This is a genomic window from Halomicrobium sp. IBSBa, from assembly GCF_017612575.1.
In the GTDB taxonomy this organism is placed as follows: domain Archaea; phylum Halobacteriota; class Halobacteria; order Halobacteriales; family Haloarculaceae; genus Halomicrobium.
In genome coordinates, this window is sequence record NZ_JADPQC010000002.1 from 52,578 (window position 1) to 74,736 (window position 22,159).

Genomic DNA, 22,159 nt, shown 5'->3' on the forward strand with positions numbered 1-22,159 from the left:
GTACTTGCAGTAACACGCATCTCATAGCGCGACAGGTGTCTGTGTTCTCGTCGGCGCTGTCTGCACTCTGTCGGCTGGACGGACGTTCGAGTCGAAACGATGGCGCAACCGCTATTCGATCGCAGACGGAGAGAAACCGCGTTTTGCGGACGATCCGGGCGTCAGATTACGGCGTTTGGGGTGGTGTGTCGTTCTCGACCGAACTTCACATCATGCCGCCCATGCCGCCGCCCATACCGCCCATGCCGCCGGGCGCGCCGCCGGGGCCGCCTTCCTCGTCGCCGCCACTGGTCGAGAGGTCGCCAGCGGCGATGATGTCGTCGATTTTGAGCACGAGGTTCGCCGCCTCGGCAGCCGACGAGATCGCCTGTCGCTTCGCGTGGGCGGGCTCGACGACGCCTTCGTCGAGCGTGTTGACCACGTCACCGCTGTACACGTCGAGGCCGGCCTGGACGTCGCCACCCTCGTGGGCGGCGCGCAGGTCGACCAGCGAGTCGATGGAGTCCAGGCCCGCGTTCTCTGCGAGCGTGCGCGGGATGAGCTCCAGCGCGTCGGCGAAGGCTTCGATGGCCAGCTGTTCGCGGCCTTCGACGCCGTCCGCGTAGTCTCGCAGGCGGCTGGCGAGTTCGACTTCGGGTGCGCCGCCACCGGCGAGGATCTGGCCGTCGGCGACCGTCGAGGCGACGACGTCGAGTGCGTCCTGAACGCCGCGTTCGAGTTCGTCGACGACGTGGTCGGTGGAGGCACGCAGGAGGAGCGTGACGCCGTGTGCGGCGTCGCCCTCGCCCTCGACGTAGAAGAGTTCTTCCTCGGTGTCCCGGCGGACGGAGCCGTGGCCGAGGTCGTCGGCGGTGGCGTTGTGTACGTCGGAGACGATGTTCGCGCCGAGCACCTCTCGGAGGAACTCGATGTCGGACTTCTTGGCCCGTCGGACGGCGAGGATGCCCTCCTTTGCGAGGTAGTGCTGGGCCATGTCGTCGATGCCCTTCTGGCAGAAGACGACGTTCGCGCCGGTCGCGGCGATGGCGTCGACCATCTCTTCGAGCTGCTCTTCTTCCTTGTCGAGGAAGTTCTGGAGCTGGCTCGGGTCGTCGACGGAGAGCTGGGCGTCGACTTCGGTCTCGTCGAGCTCGATCGGCGTGTCGAGCAGGAGCACGTCGGCGTCGTCGACGGTGGTCGGCATCTCCTCGTGGACGGGGTCCTTGTCGACGACCGCGCCCTCGATGAGCTCCGAGTCAGAGACCGCACGGCCGGTCTGGGTCTCGATGTTGAGGAACTCGAGGTCGGCGATGACCGAGCCGTCCTCGGCCTCGACGGTGACGGCGTTGACCGCGTCGACGATGAGCTGGGCGAGCAGCTCCTTGTTGAGTTCCGCGCCCTTGCCCGTCATGGAGGTCTCGGCGAGCTTCTTGAGCAGTGCCTCGTCGTCGGGCTCGACGGACGTGGCGATCTCGCCGATCTGGTTCTTGGCTTCCGTCGACGCGAGGTCGAAGCCCTTGATGATCGCGGTCGGGTGAATGTCCTGTTCGAGGAGCTCCTCGGCGTTTTTCAGCAGTTCGCCCGCGATGGAGACGGCGGTCGTCGTGCCGTCGCCGGCCTCGTCTTCCTGGGCCTCGGCGACCTCGACGATCATCTCGGCCGTCGGGTTGTCGATGTCCATCTCCGTGAGGATGGTGACGCCGTCGTTCGTGACGGTCACGTCACCGAGCGAGGAGACGAGCATCTTGTCCATCCCCTTCGGACCGAGTGTCGATCGGACCGACTCCGCGACCGCGCGGGCCGCCGAGATGTTGTGGCTCTGTGCGTCCTTGTCCTTCATCCGCTGGGAGTCCTCTCCCAGAATGATCATCGGCTGACCCTGCATTTGCCGCTGGCTCATAATCGTTCGATTGATTGAATGTGCTTCTATATAAAAGTGTGTGTTTTACCCCGTCGCCGGGATCGACGGATCGACGGTCAGGAGACCAGAAACCGGGGGACGACGCCCGAACGACACGAATAGCGTGGGAAGTGTTGCCACGGGAAGGTCCCCGACTCCCCCATCTTTTATACGCCCCTAGTCGACCGGTTCCTTCCAGTTGACGGTGAGCGTCCCGACGACGAAGCTGTCGTCGGTCGTCGTATCGCGCTGGAACTGGAGCGTGTTCTCGCCCTCGCGCAGGCGCGCCGACGTGACGGTGTCCATCCAGTACTGCCAGCCGTGTTCCGTCGGGAGGTCGAAGCCAGACAGCGCCTGGCCGTTGATCAACAGCTCGTGGTCGTAGCTGCCCACGTCGTAGACCTGCATCTGGACGTACGGCTCGACGGGATCGGCCGTCGGCACCTCGAAGGTGTGGACGTCGCTCTCGTCGGCCGAGAACGTCGCCCACGGTACGTCGAGCGCGTTCGGGTCCGGCCCCAGCTGTTCCTGCAAGGACACCATCGCGTAGTTGGCGCGGTAGTCGGTCATAGTCGATCCCTCGCCCGGCGTGCCCTTATACTCCCGGCTGTACATCTGTGAACGATTTCGCCACCCCGGGGTGGCGAAGATCTTCACGAAGGTACAGCCGGCAGTATTAGCTGTCGGGGGCAGCGGCCTGCTCGCGAGACGCCCGAGGGGCGCGTCTGGACCGGTCACACACCGAGCGAGAGTCCGATCGACAGCGCCAGCGCCACGAACAGGAACAGGCTCGTACCGATCAAGAGGTACGCTGCAGGGCCGTACTCGGTGACGATCGGGTTCTCCTCGTACCGCACCAGTCCGTAGAGGCTCCCCAGCATGAGCATGGCGGCACCGAGCAACTGGACGACGGTGGGCAGGGTCAGCGCGAACGGAGAGACGACACCGAGCTGTGCGACCAGGAGGAGACTGACTCCCAGGAAACACAGCGAGACCACACGAGAGGGATGCATCTATCGGGAGACACGCGATCAGGGACCGAAAGGGCTGTGAAGTGACCGCAATCAGGACGAGCCCTCCCTGCCTCCGTGGTACCGCCGTCAGATCGGCGAGAAACCGCTAACACGCCCGATCAGTCGAAGATGGCACGGAACCGGTCGACGCTGTCGTCGGTGCCGGCGACGACCAGGTCGTCCCCGTCCGCCACGTGTACGTCCGGACCAACGTCGGTGATCACGTCGCCGTTGCGTTCGACCGCGACGACGGTACAGCCCGTCCGCGCCCGGACACGGGCCTGTCCGAGCGTCTGTCCGGCGAGTTTGTCGGCCGCGGTGCGGACGATCTCGACTTGCTCGTCCATCGAGATCACCTGTTCGTCGGCCAGGATCGTCGAGGCGAGCATCCGGCCGCTGATCGTCGCCAGCGAGAGGACGTAGTCGGCCCCCGCGCGGTACATCTTCTGGACGTTCTCGGTCTGTTCGGCGCGGGCGATGATCTCCACGTCCGGGTTGAGGTCGCCGACCACGAGCGTGGCGAACTCGGTGTCGGTGTCGTCGGACAGCGCGAGCACGACGGTGCGAGCGTCCGCGATGCCGGCGGCCCGGAGTTCGTCCGGTTCGGTGGCGTCCCCGACGACATCGACGCCGGGCTTGTCTTCGTGGTCGAGGACGGTGTAGTCGATCCCCGCCCGGTCGAGGGCCCGTGCCGTGGTCCGTCCGACTTCGCCGTAGCCGACGACGACGGTCTCGCCGTGGCCGAACTGGCGGACGCTGGACAGCGTCATGTCCTTGAGTCGCTGGAGCTGGTCCTCGCGGCCGGCCACGAGCAACACGGTGCCGTTGTCGAGGGTCGCGTCCGGCGAGGGCGGACTCTCGAACTCGCCCTGGAACCACGCGCCGATGACGTTGACGCCGGACTCCTCGCGGATCTCGCTGTCGGCCAGCGTGCGACCGACGAGATCGCTGCCGCGGTGGATCGGCAGTTCCGCGATGTCGAAGTCCTGTCCGATCTCGATGGTGTCGCCGACGGCCGTCGAGACGCTCGTCGTCACCTTTCCGGCGAGGCTCTCGCCCAGCAGCCGACGCGGCGACACGACGTGGTCTGCTCCGGCGAGGTCGTGGTACCGCTCTCGGTCTGGCTCCTCGACGACGCTGACCGTCGAGACGCTGTCGTCGACCTCGCGAGCCGTGAGGACGATACTGGTGTTGACCTCGTCCGCGGCGTCGGCGACCAGCGCGCGAGCGTCTGCCAGCCCCGCGTTCCGTAGCCCCTCGACCGACTGTGGGTCCGCGTGGATGACGCGGTGGCCGTCCTCGTAGAGCTCGGTCGCCCGCTCGCGGTCGGGTTCGACGACGACGTGGTCGACCCCCCAGGTGTCGAGTTCGCCGACGAGCGTCTCCCCGCGAGGCGTGTAGGTGCAGATGACGACGTGGTCCTCGATGTCGTTCTCGACGGTGGTCGGGACGTTCGTCGAGACGGCCTCCTCGAACAGCGGAAAGAGCAGCACCGGCAGCGCCAGGAAGATCATGACGACGCCGGTGATGTCCATCACCGTCACGAGCAGGAGCATCTCGGGGCTCTCCCACTTGGCGTCTGACCCGTACCCCGTGGTGGTGAACGTCTCGACGACGACCTGGAGAGCCTCCAGAAACGTCCGTGGCCGGCCGTCGAACGCGCTCATGCCGTAGTCGTAGACGAGCGTAAAGCCCAGCATGACGCCGATCAGCCCGACGACGTACAGCGCAGTCCGTCGCTTCCAGGTGTCCATCTACACCAGTCTTATCGACCTCGGTAAAAACGGTTCTCCCTGCACCGAGCGGCCGGCAGCCACGTGTCAGACGCTCGTTCGCTCCGTCTCCCGTCCTGCGGTTACACTTTCACTCCGCTTTCATCGCTTTTAACCCATCTCGTGTCCTTGGATCACTCGCACACCCTCCATCGGTGGTGGGCACCATCCATTTCGTTCCCCTTCCCCGAACGTCGCCCAGCGACGGCTGTCGCGCCAACAGTAACAAGCACCGGGGTGTAACTGCCAGTATGCTCGCTTTCGATGACGTGCTGGCCGCCCGCGATCGCGTCGCCGAAACGGCTCGACACACCCCGCTCGACTACTCGCACACCTTCTCGTCGATGACGGGCGCGGACGTACACCTCAAACTCGAACTGTTCCAGCGGACCGGCTCGTTCAAGATCCGTGGCGCGACCAACCGGATCGCGACACTGTCGGCGTCCGAACGCGAGGCGGGCGTCGTCACCGCCAGCGCGGGCAACCACGCACAGGGCGTGGCGCTGGCGGCGACCCGGATCGGCGTCGATTCGACGATCGTCATGCCCGAACGCGCCCCCGTCTCGAAGGTCCAGGCCACCGAGAACTACGGCGGTCGCGTGGTCCTCCACGGGCGAGACTACGACGCGGCCGCCCAGAAGGCCCACGAGATCGAGCGCGAGTCCGGCCGGACCTACGTCCACGCCTTCGACGACGAGATGGTGATGGCCGGCCAGGGGACGATCGGGCTGGAGATCTACGAGGACCTGCCCGGGGTCGACACCGTCGTCGTCCCCATCGGCGGCGGCGGCCTCGTCAGTGGGATCGCGACGGCGCTGAAGGGCCAGGACGACGACGTGCGCGTGATCGGCGTCCAGGCCGAGGGTGCATCCAGCGTCGCCGAGTCCCTAGAGAAGGGCCACCGGATCGAACGCGATTCGGTCCAGACCATCGCCGACGGGATCGCGACCCGGACCGTCGGCGACCGGACCTTCGAGGTGATCGAAGAGCGCGTCGACGAGGTCGTCACCGTCTCCGATCCCGAGATCGCCGTCGCGCTGACGACGCTGCTGGAGCGGTCGAAGACGCTGGCCGAGGGAGCGGGCGCGGTCCCGCTTGCGGCCCTGCTCGAAGGGAAGTTCGACTACGAGGACGACGAGACGATCGTCCCGACGCTCTGTGGGGGCAACATCGACCTGAACACGCTGACGAACGTCATCATGCGAGGGCTGGTCGAGACCGGCCGGTACTGCAAGATCAGGACCGTCCTGGAGGACCGGCCGGGCTCGCTGGAGGAACTGGTCGAGGTGCTGTCGGCGGCCCAGGTCAACGTCTACGGCATCGAGCACGACCGGACCTCGCGGGACATCGCCATGAACGACGCCGAGGTCGAACTGGATCTCGAAACGCGGGGACCGGACCACGTCGCGGAGCTGCTCGACCGGCTCGAAGACGCGGGCTTCGAGGTCGAAGTGCTTGTGTAGCGCCCCACATTTATGCCCTCGCCGGTCGCGCGTTGACGTATGAAACGGATTGTCAGTACCGACGCCGCCCCCGCCGCGGTCGGAGCGTACAGTCAGGCCACGACGACCGACGACCTCGTCTTTACGGCCGGACAGATCCCGCTGACCCCCGAGGGCGACCTGCTCGACGAGGCCGCCATCGACGTACAGGCCCAGCAGGCCCTCGAAAACGTCGAGGCCATCCTGGAGTCGTCGGGCACGAGCCTCGACAACGTGCTGAAGGTGACGGTGTACCTCGACGACATCGACGACTTCGAGGCGATGGACGACGCCTACGAGAGCTTCTTCGAGAGCGAGCCCCCGGCCCGCAGCGCCGTCGGCGTCGACGAACTCCCGAAGGGCGTCGGCGTCGAGATCGAGGCGATTGCGACGAAGTAAAGGCTGCCCGACCCACAGCGTCGGTATGGACGATCGGACCAGAGAGAGCCTGCTGTGGGGCGTCGTCGGAGCGCTGTCCTTTCTCGTGCTCGTCCAGGGCTACGAGCTACTCGCCGCCGCTACGGTGACCGTCGGCGTCAAGGCCGGCGTCGCCCTGCTGGTCGGCCTCGCCACCACGGCACTGACGACCGTCGTCCGCGACCGCCTCCTCGACGCCCGGCGTCGGCCAGGCGAGAACGAAAGCCCTTAATCACACGCCCGCCGACGTATCGACGCGTGCCAGGATGGCCGAACGGTAAGGCGCACGCCTGGAAAGCGTGTTCCCTTTCGGGATTCTGGGTTCAAATCCCAGTCCTGGCGTCTTCTGGAGCGAACATCACGCCGAGAACCGCAGAGCGTGTTCTCGGCTTCCGTGAGCGGCGGAGGCGGTGATAACTGGGATTTGAGCTCGCGAGTCGCAGCCCCGGAACGGTCGAACGGAGTGAGACCGCAGGCCCGGAACGTCTCGCAACTGTTCAAATCCCAGTCCTGGCGTCTTCTGGAGCGAACTCGCGAGCGGCGATCATGGCGACAGCTGGCGTCTTCTGACGCGAACAGATCGGTGAGAACGACAGCTGTCTGTTCGGAAACGTGGCCGAAAAGACCGGACGGCCGCCTATCGCTCGTCGAGGGGCACGAACGTCTGGTCTGTCGGGCCGACGTAGCGAGCGCGTGGGCGGATCAGCCGATTGTTCTCGTACTGTTCGAGGACGTGGGCCGTCCAGCCGCCGACGCGGGACATCGCGAAGATGGGTGTGTAGATGTCGATGGGGATGCCCATCTGGTAGTACGTCGAGGCCGAGTAGAAGTCGACGTTCGGGGCCAGACCCTTCTCTTCTTTGAGGTAGTCCTCGATGGCGGTGGACATCTCGTACCACTTGAGCGAGCCGGCGGCCTCGCCCAGTTCCTTCGAGCGCTGGCTGAGGATCTTCGCTCGCGGGTCCTTGACGTTGTAGACGCGATGACCGAAGCCGGAGACGCGACGACCCTCGTCGAGTGCGGTCTTCACCCAGTCGATCGGGTCCTGCTCGGCGTCGTCGACCTCCTTGAGCATCTCCATGACGTCCTGGTTCGCGCCGCCGTGGAGCGATCCCTTCAGCGTGCCGATCGCGGAGGTGATCGCGCTGTGGAGATCCGACAGCGTCGAGGTCGTGACCATAGCCGAGAACGTCGAGGCGTTGATGCCGTGGTCGGCGTGGAGCACGAGCGCCATGTCGAACGTCTCGGCGAGCACCTCGTCGGGTTCCTCGTCGTTGAGCATGTAGAGGAAGTTCGCGGCGTGAGAGAGGTCTTCCCGCGGTTCGACGGCGTCTTTTCCGTCACGGAACCGGGCGAAGGCAGCCAGCACGGTCGGGATCTTGGCGGTGATCCGGCGACCTTTCCGGAGGTTGGCGTCGAGGTCGGTCGGGTCGGCCTCGGCGTCGGGATCGTGCGAGGACAGCATCGAGACCGCCGTTCGGAGTGCGGCCATCGGGTTCTCGTCGGCGTCGGCGAGCTGCTCGACGGTCTGCATGACGTCGTCGTCGACGTGTCGCTCCTCGACCATCGCGTCGGTGAACTCGTCGAGTTCCGCTGCGTTCGGGAGGTGACCGTGCCAGAGGAGATACAGGACCTCCTCGAAGCTTGCGCCGGTCGCCAGGTCCTCGATCGTGTAGCCACGATAGACGAGTTTGCCCGCGTCACCGTCGATCTTGCTGAGCTCCGACTCGGTAACGAGGACACCCTCCAGACCTTGCTTGAGGTCGTCGGACATACGCAGAGAGTTTTTTACCTGCCGGGAAAAACATTGTCTTTCTGTGCGTCGCTTGCCCCGGTCTGTGTGGGTGATTTTTGAACGTTTAGCCATCGATCGGGCCGACAGTGGACGATCGTTCCGACCACCGCACAGAGTTCGACAGAACGGTGATTCGGAACGTACGACTCGGCGTCGGCGAGGCCGCCACGGCGAATAGCTTTTGCCCGCCCCCCGCGCAGGTGGAGACATGTCGACCGAGGTGGCCTACGAGCCGGTCAGCGTCAAGGCGGTGCTGGCCGAGATGAAAGACACCGCCGAGCTGTTGATCGATCTCTCGTACTCGGCGGTGTTGCTGGGCAGCGACGAGGTCGCCGCGGAAGTGCTCGAACTCGAAGAGCAGATGGACGTGTTGCAGTTGCGCGCCCGCATGAGTCTGCTCATGGCCGCCCGGAACACGGAAGACGCCGAGGCGCTGGCACCCGTGCTGGGGATGGTCGGGGCCGCGGAGAAGATCTCCGACGCGGCCGGCGACATCGCCAAGGTCGTGCTCGAAGACATCGGCCTGCCGGAGGCGATGCGGGCCACGCTCCCGGAGGCCGTCGAGACGATCGTCCGTGCGACCGTCGCACCGAGGTCCCGACTCGCCGACGAGACGCTGGGCGATCTCAACCTCGAAACCGAGACCGGCGTCCGCGCCATCGCGGTCCGGCGGGCCGGCGACTGGCTCCTCAACCCCGACGCCGAGACGACCGTCGCGGCCGGCGACGTGGTGCTCTTTCGCGGCCCGGACGACGGGATCGGCGAGGTGTATCGGGACGCGACCGGCGAGAGCTACGAGCCACCGGCACCGCCCGAGAGCGACATCGAGGACCTAGAACGGGCCGTCGACTCGATCGTGCTGATGAAAGACATGGGCGAGCTAGCCGTCGATCTGGCCTACGGCGCGGTGCTGTTCGACGACACGGATCTGGCCGAGGAGGTCGTCGAACTCGAAGCCGAGGTCGACGCCCTCCAGTCCCGGTTCGAGGCCTGGACGCTCCAGGCGGCCGGTCGCCACGACGACCCGATCTCGCTGCGCGGGCTCGTCCACCTGGCTCGGGCGACGGAGGTGATCTCCGACGCCGCACTGGAGATCAGCGAAGGCGTCTTGCGGGGCCTCTCAACACACCCCGTCGTCGCCGAGGCAGTCCGGGAGTCCGACGAGGTGATCGTCAGCGTCCCGGTCGCGGCCGACAGTGCCCTCGACGGCACCACCATCGGACGACGGCAGGTCAAGACGGAGACGGGCATGCGGATCATCGCCGTTCGTCACGCTGGCGCGAGCGATCGGACCGGACGCGAGGGGGGCGACTGGGAGGTGTCGCCGGGGCCGGAGACGACGCTGGCAGCCGGCGACGTACTGATCGCGAAGGGGACGCGCAGTGGTGCCGAGCGGTTCGAGGGGCTGGCCGGCGACTAGAGCGACCGGATCTGGCGGATCGCCGAGCCGGCGACGAACACCGCGGTGATGAGCCCACCCAGCGAGACGAACAGGACGAACGCCAGCCCGGTGTACAGCACCGCCGGCCGCTGGGCTCCGGGGATGACGACGAAGAAGGCAAAGACCGCCGCAGTGAGCAGCGCTGCCAGGAAGAAGCCGCGCTTGGCGTGAGTCGGGACGTTCAGCGCTGCCACGAGCGCGCCGGGGCCGGTGTCGGGCTGACTCTCTGACACGGCAGTCCCTTGGGACGGCCCGAATAAGGAGCCGTCGGTTCCGGCCAGCCCACGACCGCGAGCGGGTTCGCTACGGCGCGAATCCGAACCAGTAAAAGTCCCGGCCACCCAAAGTCGTTCAAATGGTTACCCTCGGGACGGCGACGGCCCAGCCGGGCGAGACGGACACGGGACGGCTGGCAGTCGGCGAAACACGGGACGGAAGCGAGGTCGGGCTGCCGGTCGCCGTCGTCAACGGGGCCGACGACGGCAAGACGCTGTACCTCCAGGCCGCGAGCGACGGCGACGAACTCAACGGCGTCGGCGTCGTCCAGCGGGTCGTCCCACGGCTCGATCCCGCCGAGATCTCCGGAACGATTCTGGTCGTCGGGATCGTCAACTACCACGCCTTCCAGGTGGCAGAGCACCGGAACCCGATCGACGACACGAAGATGAACCGGGCGTACCCGGGCAACGACGAGGGCACGTCCTCGGAGCGGATCGCCGCGGCGACGTTCGACCCCGCCACGCGGGCGGATCTCGTGGTCGATCTCCACCAGGGGTCGACCTCGCAGATGATCGACGAGTGTCGCGTCCGCTGTGGCGCTCGCCACCGCCTCCACGACGAGTGTCTCGAACTGGCGAAGGTGTTTGGCTGTGGGTACATCCTCGACCAGAAGGGCCCGGACGGCCAGCTCGCGCGGGCCGCACCGGACGAGGGCGTGCCGACGATCGATCCCGAGCTGGGCGGCTGTGTCGGCTGGGACGAGCAGTCGATCCAGCGTGGCGTCGAGGGCGTGTACAACGTGTTACGGTACTACGGGTTCCTCGCAGAGTCGCACAGCGTCGAGGCCCAGACTCGCGCTCGGGGGTTCGACCAGTACGGTTCCCCGGCGGGCGGTCTCGTCGACTTCCAGAAACAGCTCGGCGACCGTGTCACACGCGGCGACACGCTGTACACGATCACCGACGTGTTCGGCCAGCAGAAAGACGTGGTTACTGCCCGCTCCAGCGGGATCTTCTGGCGGGCTCGACGCCTCCCCCAGGTCGCGACCGGCGAGTACGTCTGTTCGGTCGGGACCGACATCGACTCGGTGTAGCCGGGCGACAGTTTTCCGTACCGGCGACCCGACACCACGACCATGTACCACTGCGAAGCCTGTGGTCGCGAGTACGGACCCGACGGCCCCTGGCGCTGTGCCTGTGGCCACGCCCTGGACTACTCCGAGCGCCCGCTGCCCGACACCGACGACCCGCCGGACCCGGCGACACTCGACCGTGATCGTGGGCTCTGGAGCTTCGAGTCGTTCCTCCCGGTCGACCGGCACGTCTCGCTTGGAGAGGGGTGGACGCCGCTGGTCGACGACGCGGCGTTCGACGCCCAGCTCAAGCTCGACTCGGTCTTTCCGACGGGGAGCTTCAAGGATCGCGGGGCGACGGTCACGCTCTCTCAGGCCGACGCGCTGGGCGTCGAGCGGGTGGTCGAAGACTCCTCTGGCAACGCCGGGCTGGCGATCGCGACCTACGCGGCGCGGGCGGGGATCGACGCCGAGATCTACGTCCCGGCCGACGCCAAGCCGACGAAGCTCCGGAAGATAGAGCGGACCGGCGCGGACGTGGTCCGGATCGAGGGCACTCGCGGGGACGTGACCGACGCCTGCCACGACGCCCTCGACGAGGCGGACGCCTGGTACGCCAGCCACGCCTGGCAGCCCGCCTTCTTCGCCGGGACGGCCACCTGGGCACTGGAAGTGGCAGCCCAGCGAAACTGGACGGTGCCCGACGCAGTCGTCGTCCCCGTCGGCCACGGGACGCTGCTGCTCGGGGCCTATCGAGGCTTCCGGGCGCTGCGAGCGGCCGGCTGGACCGAGCAAGTGCCACGCCTGCTTGGCGCACAGGCCAGTGGCTACGCGCCGATCGCCGCCGGCCAGCCGGCCAGTGACGGCGGGACCGACGACGCCAACGAGGTCGCCGACGGCATCCAGATCCACAGACCGGCACGGGGCGACCAGCTGCTCGACGCTCTCGCCGCGACCGGCGGCACCGCCGTCGCCGTCGACGCCGCAGCTACCGAGCGAGCCCACGACCGCCTCGCACGGGCCGGGTATCAGGTCGAGCCGACCTGTGCGACCGCGGTGGCCGGGCTAGAGCGGTTTCGAGCGGCGGGGACGATCACGGCGGACGAGGACGTGGTGGTCGTCCTGTCCGGACAGAACCACTAGCGGCAGTCGGCGACGTCGACGGCGAACGACGCGTCGACGGCGAGCCAGTGGGTCTCGGCGTCGACCGGATCGATGTCTTCGGGATAGAGGATACACCGCTCTGAGTCGTCCGCACGCTCCTCGACGACGGCAGACAGCTGTTCGCTGGGGAACTCCTCCTGGGGGAGTGGTTCCGGGGCGATCGACGGATTGGGGTCGCCCGACGATGGCTGGCTCATAGCACCGGATTGGTTCCCGAGCGGTATTGTTACAGAGCGACTACCGGCGTGTCGGCGTCTGAAACGACCGGCAGTCGGCGGCTTCCGGGGGCCTCAGACGGCCGGCCGCCGATCAGTGACGTGTGTCGTGACTCGGGGGCGAGACTGTCTCGTGACGGTGACAGCCGACAGTGTAAGCCGACCCTAAAGCTAAGCGGACGGGGGCAAAGATACGGACGATGGAGATTCTGGTCAACCAACTCGGCTACGAGACCGATGGTCCGAAACGAGCGGTCTGTCGCGCGACGGAGCACCGCGACCTCGATCGCTTCGTGTTGCACGACGGGGACGGCGTCGTCTTCGAGGGGACGCCGGAGTTCGTCGGCGGCGTCGCCGACTGGGGAGAGTGGGTCTTCTGGACGCTCGATTTCTCCTCGCTCTCCGACCCCGGCGAGTACACGCTCCGGGCCGGCGAGGCCCACTCGCGGCGCTTCGAGATCGGCGAAGACCTCCACAAGGAGACGCTCCTGTCCGATCTGCTGTACTACTGCAAGACCCAGCGTGCCAGCGGCGAGTACGACCGGGCCGACCGGTCGGTGCCGTTCGTGGGCGACCGCGAGGGGACGGTCGACGTACACGGCGGCTGGTACGACGCCTCGGGCGACATGAGCAAGTATCTGAGTCACCTCAGCTACGCCAACTACTTCAACCCACAGCAGGTCCCGATCGTCGCCTGGGGACTCGCCGACGGGCGGGACAGGCTACACGACGGCGACCACAGGCTGGGCGGGGAACTCGACGCGCGACTGCGCGAGGAGATCCACCACGGCGCGGACTTCCTCGTCCGGATGCAAGACGACGCGGGCTACTTCTACATGACCGTCTTCGACCAGTGGTCCAAGGACGTAGACCGGCGGGAGATCTGTGCGTACGAGACCGAGGAGGGACACAAGACGGCCGACTACGAGGCCGGATACCGACAGGGCGGGGGCGTCGCGATCGCCGCGCTGGCTCGCGCCAGCCAGGTCGAGGGACCGGGCGCGTTCGACCGTGAGACCTACCGCGAGGCCGCGATCGAGGGGTTCGACCACCTGCAGGCCCACAACACGGCGTACCTCGACGACGGGACCGAGAACGTCATCGACGACTACTGCGCGTTGCTCGCCGCCACGGAGCTTGCCGCCGCCACGGACGACGATCGGTTCCGGACGGCCGCCAGAGAGCGCGCCCAGTCGCTGCTCGACCGCCAGACGAGCGACGATCGCTACGACGGGTGGTGGCGTGCGGACGACGACGACCGTCCCTTCTATCACGCGTCCGACGAGGGGCTGCCGATCGTCGCACTGTTGCGCTACCGGGAGGTCGACGCCGACGGGCCGCTGGACGACGCCGTCGCGAACGCGATCGAGCGCTTCTGGACGTTCCAGACGACGATCGGCGACGAGGTCACCAACCCCTTCGACTACCCGCGCCAGTACGCCAGACCGGTCGACGAGGACGAACCGCGTGCGTCGTTCTTCATGCCCCACGAGAACGAGACCGGCTACTGGTGGCAGGGCGAGAACGCCCGGATCGCATCGCTGGCGACCGCTGCCGCGCGGTCGCGGGCACAGCTCGATGCGGAACTTGGCGAGCGTCTCGATCAGTTCGCCCAGGCGCAACTGGACTGGATCCTCGGATCGAACCCCTTCGGCGTCTGCATGGTCCACGGCGTCGGCGCGCCGGAACCGACCTACCACCGCCAGTTCCGCAACGTCCCCGGCGGCGTCCAGAACGGTATCACCGCCGGCTTCGAGAACGAGGCCGACATCGCCTACTGTCCCGAGCCCTGGGGCGACGACCACGCGCACCGCTGGCGCTGGGCCGAGCAGTGGATTCCCCACTCGGCCTGGCTGTTCCTGGCGGTCAGTTCGCTGTAGCGTCGGGAGCGGTATATAGGACACATAGCAACCGCCTACATCCCCCGTTCCGTCGCCACCGCTACGAGCGGAGCAGCCACTCAAACTATGCCAGAGACACGCCAGTCCCGGATCGAGCACGCGCTCGAACTGCTCGACCGGGAAGTAACCTACGCGAGCGACGAACGGTCCGCGTTCGAGCGGTTTCGGTCCCGCGTTCGGACGCTCGATCCGACGAGTCCGAGAGACCCCGGCGTCCAGGCGGGCGGCGGTGGCGTCGTCGCCCTCGAAACGGCCGCGCCGACGGACGCTGCGGCACGCACGATTCGACAGGCCTACGACGAGACGGTCCTGTCGGTGCCACACTTCGAGGCCGAGTACGGCGAGACGCTGCGGCAGAACTTCGAGGCAGAACTGGGGACCGAGGTCGCCGTCCAGGTGTTCGAGACCGGACGGGTGACGCCGCCGGTCCACGACGCCCTGCTGGCGGCCACCGAGCAGGCGATCGAAGAGCGGACGACGTACCTGGAGACGCTCCGGACCGAACGGGACTCGCTGTGTCGGGCTCGCGACCGGCTCGACGACTGCGAATCGCGGGCGGCCGAGCTCGGGGCACGGCTCACGGCGGCGGACAGCCCCGATCGCAGCGGGATCGACGACCAGTTGCAGTCACTCGAAGCGGTCTGTGAGGACGTGGCCCAGACCAGGCAGGAACTGCTCCACGGCCGTTCGACCGCACAGCTGGTCGGCATCTCCGGGGAGACTCTCGTCCAGTTCCTCTACGCGGAGTGTACGGCGACGTGTCCGGTGCTGGCCGACGCCGCCGACTGCATCGAGACGATCCGACACCAGCGTCGGCGGAGTCTCACGCTGCCGGCCGTCACGTCCTGACGCGCGTCGCGGCCTGTGGGCACCGTGGCCAGCGACTCACCGCTCGGGGTGGCACGGGCCGTCGAAGCCGCCGCGGACGAGGGGCTTGGCGACGTGACGCCGCGCCACCGGTGGGACTTCGTACCAGCCGGGCCCGATCGCTCGGGCCAGCGAGCGCTCGACCTTGCCGTCGCGGTGGGTGTCACAGTCTCGACAGCGGTAGCCCTGATCGCGCCCGGCGCTGCTCATCGATCGGCCGCACGCCGGACACTCCGGTGTCACCAGTTCCGTCTGGACGGGATCACGCAGCGCGAACTTCTCCAGTTTGAGCGTGCCGTCGCCGACCTCGCCACAGACCGTCAGCACGTCGCCGGGACGGAGCGCCCGGACCTGGTCCCGGAAGCGCTTGGTCGGCTCGAAGGCCGCACACTCGACCGTCGCGTCCCCGTCGGCCAGTGTGAGGAAGACGTGGCCACCTTCCCGCGTTTCCGGTGGCTCGACCACGGTCCCGTCGGTCCGGTAGGCACTGCCGTCGGTCAGCGCGTCCAGCGGGGCCGACCGGAGGTGAGCGTCGGTCCCCTGATTCGTCACGAAGGTCCGCGTCCGGGCGACGGGTTCGCCGTCGATCGCCGCCGCGACGCTGCGACAGGCCTCTGGATCGTCGCCGCGGATGCCGTAGAGGATCGGACACGGCGTCCGGGGGACACAGACCGGATATCCCGACGCGTGATCGACGGTGTCCCAGACCGTCGGGTAGTGGCGGTCGGCGGCGGCGAAGACAGAGTCGGCGTCGACGGAGCGCTCGGTTCCCCAGCGGTCGCGCTCGCGGTAGGCGATGTGCTCGTACGTCCAGTCCTCGAAGGCCCGCCAGGCACCGACCGCGGCGAGTGCGCCGATCAGACCGCGACCGTTGCCGACGGCCGTCGACTCGAAGCCGGCGTCGGCGATCCGTCGGCGGGCCGTCTCGACGTCGAGTAGCTCGTGGACGGCAGCCTCGGCGTGGTCGGCGACGGGCTCGGGGACGGCCGCCGGATCACAGTCCGCGACGACCAGTCCGGGGTTCGTCCGGGGATCGTCGGCCGCCATGGCGAGTGCGTCGGCCCCGAGATCGAGTGCGCGATCGGCGGACACGTCACAGTGGACCGCCAGCGCGGCGTTGCCGCGGGTCTTGTGCTCGACGGCGGGGTCGAGTCGGACCAGCAGCGTCCGCTGGACCGACCCACCTGCGGCCTCGATGCGCTCTGCCAGCCGCGTGGCTGCGAACGTCGTACACATCCCCTCGGTGCGGGAGTCGGTGTCGTCGAGGCCGATGACCGTCACGCCGTCGGCTACGCTACGGGACACTTTCGGCGTTTCGACTGTCGGTGAGCCCGCAAGCGCGTCGACCTGTCGTCCAGTAGACGAGAACTGGAGATACAGCCGTCCTATCCCGGCGCAACGCATATATGCAGCGAATATCTTGTGTTATAGAGAGGGACAGAGTACTATGTCACGGTCGGCACTGGTCGAGAACGTCACGGCGATGCTGGAAGACGCTGGCTTCCTCGTCAGCGACCGGTGTGCGATTCGGCCGAAGAGCTTCGACGTTGCAGCGCGGCGCGGGGAGGACGTGTTGCTGGTGAAGATCCTGGGCAACATCGACGCGTTCGACGCCATGACCGGCGCGGAGATGCGACGCCTGGGGACCTACCTGAACGCGACGCCGATGGTCGTCGGCCTCCGGACCCGCGACGAGGAACTCAAACCCGGCGTCGTCTACTTCAGACACGGCGTCCCGGTGCTGTCGCCGGACACGGCGATGGACCTGTTCGTCGAGGAGGTCCCGCCGCTGATCTACGCCGCGCCGGGCGGGCTGTACGTCAACATCGACAGCGAGGTCCTCGCGGACGCCCGTGAGGACCGGGACTGGTCGCTGGGGCGACTCGCAAAGGAACTGGGCGTCTCCCGCCGGACCGTCTCGAAGTACGAGGACGGGATGGACGCCTCCGTCGACGTGGCCGCCGAGCTCGAAGAGCTGTTCGACGCGCCGCTCACGTCGCCGGTCAGCGTCCTCGAGGGAGCCGAAGCCGTCCGAGAGGAGGACGACACCCCCGACGACCCGGACATCGATCCGGCCGACGAGTCGCTCGTGACCGTCTTTACCCGAATCGGCTTCGAGGTCCACCCGACGGACCGAGCGCCGTTCAAGACCGTCTCCGAGAACGAGCACGAGCGCCAGCAGGTCCTGACCGGTCGCTCGGAGTTCACCAAAACCGCCGAGAAGCGCGCCCGGATCATGTCCTCGGTCGGCGAGGTCACCCGGACCCGCTCGATCTACGTGGTCGACGAGCTCAAACGGGAGTCCGTCGACGGCACCGCCATCATCGAGGAGTCGGAGATGGAGGCCATCGACGACGCCGACGACCTGCGAGACCTGATCATGGAACGGGGCGAGGATCCGGAAGAAGTCGCCTGACGACGCCGGCCTCGTCGCCTGCTCTCTTGTCGAGAAATCGCCATCTCACCAGCGGATAGACCGCGAGTACTGGCAGCGTCTGGACGCTACTGTCCGATAAATAGTATCGAATAGCATTAATTTATCCCAATACGAAATATTATTATCCCTCGGCCACACCCATCAATCGTGTCAATGAGACGGAGACAAGCACTCAAATCGGTCGGGGCTGGTCTGACAATTACCAGCGGACTGTTGGGACTCAGCGGATCGGCCGCGGCTTCACAGAACCGGATCCAGTGTACAGTCGCGGAGCAAAACGGCGTCCGGACGAAGTTCCACATGTCGCTCGACGACGGCTCGTTCCTCGACTATCCAGACGACTGGGAGGCAGAGGACGGCACCCTGATCGGGACACTCGACGGCGAGAGCGAGACGTTCGCGATGCAGGCCGGGTACGGTGGCGGTCTGATGCAGCGCATGGGCTTCGACGACACCGGCAGTCGGGGCAGCGCTTCGGTCAGCTTTGATCCAGCGTATGCCGACTCGTGCGTGAGCGGTTTCACCGGCAGCGGCGAGGTGAGCGTACGAGAAGAAGCCGGGAACCGCGCGAAGTATCAACTCCGAACGAACGCGGGGATCGCAGAGAAGCCAGTGGTAGCGCCACACGACGGCAATTCCGGAGACAGCGCGGCGGGTGTGGTGAAAGGCGGCCGGGACGACTACCAGACGCGTGGCTACATCGACCACGTCGCCGTGGGGTTGAACAGTTCGACCGTGACGCTGCTGCGAGAGCAGTTCGACCCCACGGACTGCGACAGACTGATCGGCTGATCTCGTCCGTTGTCGATATTTCGCCGCTCAGGGTGGCGACGATCGTGACGCGGTGACAGCCGGCAGTGGCGCGCCGCCGTACGTCTCTTCGAGGTACTCGACGATGTCAGACCCACTGTTTCCGCCTCGGGTCCGGTCACGCCGTTCCCGGACCACTCGTCGCAAAACGTGGGCGAAAAGACCGTCCACTCGCTTCGCTCGTGGACGAAGACACTCCTTACGCTGCGCCGTCGTACGTCTCTTCGAGGTACTCGACGATATCAGACCCACCTTTTCCGCCTCGGGTCCGGTCACGCCGTTCCCGGACCACTCGTCGCAAAACGTGGGCGAAAAGACCGTCCACTCGCTTCGCTCGTGGACGAAGACACTCCTTACGCTGCGCCGCCGTACGTCTCTTCGAGGTACTCGACGATGTCGTCGGACTCGGACATTCCGTCGACGCCGTTGTCGGGATCGACCAGGACCGGGACGCCGGTCTGGCCCGAGATCTCCTCGACCTCGGTGCGCTCGTCGTGAGAGCGCGGGACCATGTGTGACTCGTAGTCGAGGTCGAGTTCGTCGAGTTTGTCGATCACTTTCGCGCAATAGGGGCAGCCTTCCAGTTCGTACAGTTCGAGGTTCGTCATCGAGAGAAGGTAGAAGCTCGCGGTATATCAGGACCACGGTGGTGTGTGGCGTCCGGACACAGCCACGCCGGCAGCGCCGAATCGCCAGCGAGAGCCAGCAGATCAGAGTTGGCCGGCGAGGAGCCCGCTCGTGCGGACGAAGAAGTAGAAGACGAACGCGGCCGCGAGGACCCACTGGCCGGCGTGGACGTCGCTGGCTTCGCCCTGTGCCGCTTTGACGATCGGGTAGGAGATGATGCCGGCGGCGATACCGTAGGAGATCGAGTAGGTGAAGGGCATGATGAACATCGTCAGGCCGGCCGGAACCGACTGGGAGAGGTCCGACCAGTCGATGTCGGTGATGTTGGCGAGCATCAGCACCGCCACGACCACGAGCGCGATATGGGAGGCGTGCAGCGGCACCGCCGCGGCGAGTGGCACGAGCGCCAGCGAGGCGAGAAAGAGGAGGGCGACGACGAGGGCCGTCAGTCCCGTCCGACCACCCTCCTCGACGCCAGTCGAGGACTCGATGTAGGTCGTCACCGTCGAGGTGCCGATGATCCCGCCGACGGTCGTCCCGACGGCGTCGGCCATCAGCGGCCGGTCGATGTCGGGGAGGTTGCCGTCCTCGTCGAGGAAGCCCGCGATCTGGGAGACGCCCGTCAGCGTCCCGGCGGTGTCGAAGAAGTCGACGAAGAAGAACGTGAACACGATCAGCGAGAACCCAAGTGCGTCGACGTTCGAGAACCCGCGGAGGAACGCGCCGATCAGCGGCGTGATGTCGTACCCCGCCACCGAGTAGACCACGTCGGTCGTCCCCGTCAGCGAGGTGGGAGTGTAGAGGAAGACGCCCTCCAGCGACGGGACGGTGGGGTCGGCGGGCACGTAGCCCAGTGCGTCGGCGGCGTAGGAGGCGAGCGTCGTGACGACAATCCCGATCACGATCGAGCCGGGCACGTCGGCGGCGTACAGCGCGAACGTCAGGAACAGGCCGACGACGGAGATGATCGCGACGGGATCGGTGGCGAAGACGGGGTTGAACTGGAGGAAGGTCGCGGGGTCGGAAGCGACGACGTGCATCGCCTCCAGCCCGATGATCGCCAGGAACAGGCCGATCCCCGCTCCGACGGCGAACTTCACCGGTTTGGGGAACAGTCTGATGATGTACTCGCGGGCACCGGCCATCGTCAGGACGATGAACAGCACGCCCTCGACGACGACGGCGGCGAGCGCGGTCTCCCAGGGGACATTGAGCCCGAGGACGACGGTGAACGCGAAGAAGGCGTTCAGGCCGAGCCCCGGTGCCTGCGCGAAGGGACGGTTGGCGTAGAACGCCATCACGAGCGTCGCGACCGCCGCGGCGATGATCGTCACGACGGTGAGCATCTGTCTGGTCTGTGCGTCGGTCCGGCCAGCGATGTCGATCGCTTGTCCCAAGATCGAGGGGTTGACGACGACGATGTAACTCATCGTCAGGAACGTCGTCAGACCGGCGAGCACCTCCGTCCGAACGTCGGTGTCGTGTTCGTCAAGTCCGAAGAATCGTTCGAATACGCCCATCTACCTGTCACTCAGTCTTGTCGCTGTTAAACGTGACGAGAACGGCGGCGACCAGTTGGTATTTTGAGGAGTTGGCGCTCACTCGGCAGCGTCGCCGGGCCGGTCGGCCAGCAGATCCGACGCCGTCACGAGTGAGGACAGTTCGAGGTCGTGCTCGGCGAGGTTCTCGGCGGCACCCTCCTCCCGGTCGACGACGACGAGGACCCGGGAGACCGTCGCACCCGCCTCACGCAGTGCCTCGGCGGCGTCGACGGCGCTCTGGCCGGTCGTCGCGATGTCTTCGAGGATCACGACCTCCTCGCCCTCGGTGAGGTCGCCCTCGATGAGGTTGGCGGTGCCGTACTCCTTCTGTTGCTTGCGGGCGATGACGTACGGCGTGCCCGTCTCGACGCTGGTGACGGCCACCAGCGGGACCGCACCGAGTGCGACGCCCGCGAGCGTGGTGTCGTCGGCGTACCAGTCGGCCCCCGCGAGCGTCTCGGCGAAGGCCTCGCCGATCAGTGCCAGACACTCCGGGTTCGTCTCGAAGACGTACTTGTCGACGTAGTAGTCGCTGGTCCCACCGTGTGAGAGTTCGAACTCGCCGTACTTGACGGCGTCAGCGTCCCGCAGCGCGGCGATGAGTTCGTCGTTGGCCATACCGCCAGTCTGCGGTGTGGGCGCTAAAAGGCGTTGAAACGGCGTCGCGTCCGGTCGGTAGGGTCGCCCCGTACGGATCGTGTCGCCCGTTCCGGTGAACGACTTCCCCACCCCGAGGTGGGGAAGCGATCACCGGACATCGCTCCGACAATCCGTCTCAGTCCGCGAGCCGCCAGCCGCCGTCGGCCCACTCGATCACGTCGCGTCGCTCCATCTCGGTCAGCACCTCGTCGAGGCGGTTGGGCTGGGCGATCTCCATCTGGATGCGTTCGACGCCGTGGTACTCGCGAAACAGGTGTCGCAGGTCGTCCTCGTCGTGGACTCGCTGGTCGCTCTTTGCCATCAGTCCCGAGAGGAGTTCGATCATGTCCTCGACGAAGTTCCAGGGGTAGACGACCCAGGTCCACTCTTCGAGGCGCTCGCCGACGAAGTCCGGCTCGTGCTTGCTGGTGTCGAGCAACTGGAGCGTGGCCGTCCGGACGCTGGCGGGGTCGGCCTCGCGGACGTAGTCGGCGGCGGTCTGGATCGACTCGCCGGTGTCGGCGATGTCGTCGACGACCAGCACGTCCTTGCCGGCGACGGAGTCGTCGGGCATCGGGTACTTGATCTGGGCCTCCTGGCCGGACTGGGCCGTGCCGACGTAGTGTTCGACCTTCAGACTCGTCAGGTCGTCCAGTCCGAGGAAGTCACAGAGACAGCGCCCGCCGAACCAGCCCCCGCGGGCCAGCGCGACGACCACGTCCGGTTCGAAGTCCGCGGCCTTCACGTCGTTGGCGACGTGGCGACACAGGCCGTAGATGTACTCCCAGTTGGTGATGGTACACGAGAACTCCTCGGGGAGATCGCTCATACACGACCTGCGTGTGCGGGCGACCTTAAGCCGATTGCAA

The 22,159-nt window shown here is 66.8% G+C and carries 22 protein-coding genes and 1 tRNA gene; 11 read left to right on the forward strand and 12 right to left on the reverse strand.

The genetic code is table 11. From position 1 onward, the window contains the following. Positions 1 to 205: 205 nt before the first annotated feature. The 4 genes from thsB to IL252_RS06920 all read right to left on the reverse strand — a co-directional run bounded on the left by thsB (position 206) and on the right by IL252_RS06920 (position 4,646). Positions 206 to 1,879: a thermosome subunit beta gene (gene thsB, locus IL252_RS06905; protein ID WP_369334723.1), complete on the reverse strand. Its 1,674-nt coding sequence runs from the start codon at positions 1,877 to 1,879 to the stop codon at positions 206 to 208. Between the two features lie 177 nt (positions 1,880 to 2,056). Next, positions 2,057 to 2,449 (reverse strand): hypothetical protein, encoded by a 393-nt coding sequence (locus tag IL252_RS06910; RefSeq protein ID WP_208627418.1) that lies wholly within the window; start codon positions 2,447 to 2,449, stop codon positions 2,057 to 2,059. Between the two features lie 164 nt (positions 2,450 to 2,613). Then, positions 2,614 to 2,892 (reverse strand): hypothetical protein, encoded by a 279-nt coding sequence (locus IL252_RS06915; RefSeq protein ID WP_170092959.1) that lies wholly within the window; start codon positions 2,890 to 2,892, stop codon positions 2,614 to 2,616. Between the two features lie 119 nt (positions 2,893 to 3,011). Next, positions 3,012 to 4,646: a TrkA family potassium uptake protein gene (locus IL252_RS06920; protein WP_208627419.1), complete on the reverse strand. Its 1,635-nt coding sequence runs from the start codon at positions 4,644 to 4,646 to the stop codon at positions 3,012 to 3,014. A gap of 269 nt (positions 4,647 to 4,915) precedes the next feature. Between IL252_RS06920 and ilvA the strand changes: the two genes are divergently transcribed. The 4 genes from ilvA (at position 4,916) to IL252_RS06940 (ending at position 6,904) form a co-directional block, all read left to right on the forward strand. Continuing rightward, positions 4,916 to 6,127 carry a threonine ammonia-lyase gene (gene ilvA / locus IL252_RS06925; protein WP_208627420.1) on the forward strand — a complete coding sequence of 404 codons (1,212 nt, stop codon included), beginning with the start codon at positions 4,916 to 4,918 and terminating at the stop codon, positions 6,125 to 6,127. A gap of 39 nt (positions 6,128 to 6,166) precedes the next feature. Then, positions 6,167 to 6,544 (forward strand): Rid family detoxifying hydrolase, encoded by a 378-nt coding sequence (locus tag IL252_RS06930; protein WP_015761814.1) that lies wholly within the window; start codon positions 6,167 to 6,169, stop codon positions 6,542 to 6,544. Positions 6,545 to 6,569: 25 nt separating this feature from the next. Further along, a complete protein-coding gene (locus IL252_RS06935) occupies positions 6,570 to 6,794 on the forward strand; it encodes a hypothetical protein (RefSeq protein WP_208627421.1) in 225 nt (74 codons plus the stop codon). A 28-nt stretch (positions 6,795 to 6,822) separates the two neighbouring features. After that, positions 6,823 to 6,904 (forward strand) — tRNA-Ser (locus IL252_RS06940). A 295-nt stretch (positions 6,905 to 7,199) separates the two neighbouring features. On the opposite strand, the gene citZ is transcribed toward IL252_RS06940, so the two are convergent. After that, on the reverse strand, positions 7,200 to 8,336 hold the full coding sequence (gene citZ / locus IL252_RS06945) for a citrate synthase (protein ID WP_208627422.1): 1,137 nt from the start codon (positions 8,334 to 8,336) through the stop codon (positions 7,200 to 7,202). A 229-nt stretch (positions 8,337 to 8,565) separates the two neighbouring features. On the opposite strand from citZ, the gene IL252_RS06950 reads away from it, so the two are divergent. Continuing rightward, complete coding sequence (locus IL252_RS06950) at positions 8,566 to 9,777, forward strand: potassium channel family protein (protein WP_208627423.1); 1,212 nt, start codon at positions 8,566 to 8,568, stop codon at positions 9,775 to 9,777. Here the strand turns inward: IL252_RS06950 and IL252_RS06955 are convergent. Then, entirely contained in the window at positions 9,774 to 10,031 is a 258-nt protein-coding gene (locus IL252_RS06955) for a hypothetical protein (RefSeq protein ID WP_153552221.1), read from the reverse strand. The two genes, IL252_RS06950 and IL252_RS06955, sit on opposite strands and share 4 nt — an antisense overlap. A 122-nt stretch (positions 10,032 to 10,153) precedes the next feature. Here IL252_RS06955 and IL252_RS06960 point away from each other — a divergent pair, with 122 nt between their 5' ends. Together IL252_RS06960 and IL252_RS06965 are read left to right on the forward strand one after the other, a co-directional pair. Next, complete coding sequence (locus tag IL252_RS06960; RefSeq protein WP_208627424.1) at positions 10,154 to 11,110, forward strand: succinylglutamate desuccinylase/aspartoacylase family protein; 957 nt, start codon at positions 10,154 to 10,156, stop codon at positions 11,108 to 11,110. A 42-nt stretch (positions 11,111 to 11,152) separates the two neighbouring features. Continuing rightward, positions 11,153 to 12,232, forward strand: coding sequence for a pyridoxal-phosphate dependent enzyme (locus IL252_RS06965; protein ID WP_208627425.1), 1,080 nt, complete (start codon positions 11,153 to 11,155; stop codon positions 12,230 to 12,232). On the opposite strand, the gene IL252_RS06970 is transcribed toward IL252_RS06965, so the two are convergent. Beyond that, positions 12,229 to 12,450, reverse strand: a complete 222-nt coding sequence (locus IL252_RS06970; RefSeq protein ID WP_208627426.1) for a hypothetical protein — start codon at positions 12,448 to 12,450, stop codon at positions 12,229 to 12,231. The two genes, IL252_RS06965 and IL252_RS06970, sit on opposite strands and share 4 nt — an antisense overlap. Positions 12,451 to 12,668: 218 nt before the next feature. Between IL252_RS06970 and IL252_RS06975 the strand changes: the two genes are divergently transcribed. Next, positions 12,669 to 14,348 (forward strand): glycoside hydrolase family 9 protein, encoded by a 1,680-nt coding sequence (locus IL252_RS06975; RefSeq protein ID WP_208627427.1) that lies wholly within the window; start codon positions 12,669 to 12,671, stop codon positions 14,346 to 14,348. A gap of 87 nt (positions 14,349 to 14,435) precedes the next feature. Continuing rightward, positions 14,436 to 15,218: a hypothetical protein gene (locus IL252_RS06980; RefSeq protein ID WP_208627428.1), complete on the forward strand. Its 783-nt coding sequence runs from the start codon at positions 14,436 to 14,438 to the stop codon at positions 15,216 to 15,218. Between the two features lie 36 nt (positions 15,219 to 15,254). Here the strand turns inward: IL252_RS06980 and IL252_RS06985 are convergent, their stop codons facing one another. Further along, complete coding sequence (locus IL252_RS06985) at positions 15,255 to 16,517, reverse strand: tRNA(Ile)(2)-agmatinylcytidine synthase (protein ID WP_208627429.1); 1,263 nt, start codon at positions 16,515 to 16,517, stop codon at positions 15,255 to 15,257. Positions 16,518 to 16,683: 166 nt separating this feature from the next. Here IL252_RS06985 and IL252_RS06990 point away from each other — a divergent pair, with 166 nt between their 5' ends. Then, positions 16,684 to 17,652: a transcriptional regulator gene (locus tag IL252_RS06990; protein ID WP_208627430.1), complete on the forward strand. Its 969-nt coding sequence runs from the start codon at positions 16,684 to 16,686 to the stop codon at positions 17,650 to 17,652. Positions 17,653 to 17,973: 321 nt separating this feature from the next. Beyond that, positions 17,974 to 18,465 (forward strand): hypothetical protein, encoded by a 492-nt coding sequence (locus IL252_RS06995; RefSeq protein ID WP_208627431.1) that lies wholly within the window; start codon positions 17,974 to 17,976, stop codon positions 18,463 to 18,465. Between the two features lie 371 nt (positions 18,466 to 18,836). Here the strand turns inward: IL252_RS06995 and IL252_RS07000 are convergent, their stop codons facing one another. The 4 genes from IL252_RS07000 to IL252_RS07015 form a co-directional block, all read right to left on the reverse strand. Further along, positions 18,837 to 19,091 (reverse strand): glutathione S-transferase N-terminal domain-containing protein, encoded by a 255-nt coding sequence (locus tag IL252_RS07000; protein ID WP_208627432.1) that lies wholly within the window; start codon positions 19,089 to 19,091, stop codon positions 18,837 to 18,839. 102 nt (positions 19,092 to 19,193) lie between these two features. Continuing rightward, positions 19,194 to 20,630: an NCS2 family permease gene (locus IL252_RS07005; RefSeq protein ID WP_208627433.1), complete on the reverse strand. Its 1,437-nt coding sequence runs from the start codon at positions 20,628 to 20,630 to the stop codon at positions 19,194 to 19,196. 78 nt (positions 20,631 to 20,708) lie between these two features. After that, on the reverse strand, positions 20,709 to 21,269 hold the full coding sequence (pyrE, locus tag IL252_RS07010; RefSeq protein WP_208627434.1) for an orotate phosphoribosyltransferase: 561 nt from the start codon (positions 21,267 to 21,269) through the stop codon (positions 20,709 to 20,711). Between the two features lie 157 nt (positions 21,270 to 21,426). After that, positions 21,427 to 22,119 (reverse strand): phosphoribosyltransferase, encoded by a 693-nt coding sequence (locus tag IL252_RS07015; RefSeq protein ID WP_208627435.1) that lies wholly within the window; start codon positions 22,117 to 22,119, stop codon positions 21,427 to 21,429. Between the last annotated feature and the right edge of the window lie 40 nt (positions 22,120 to 22,159).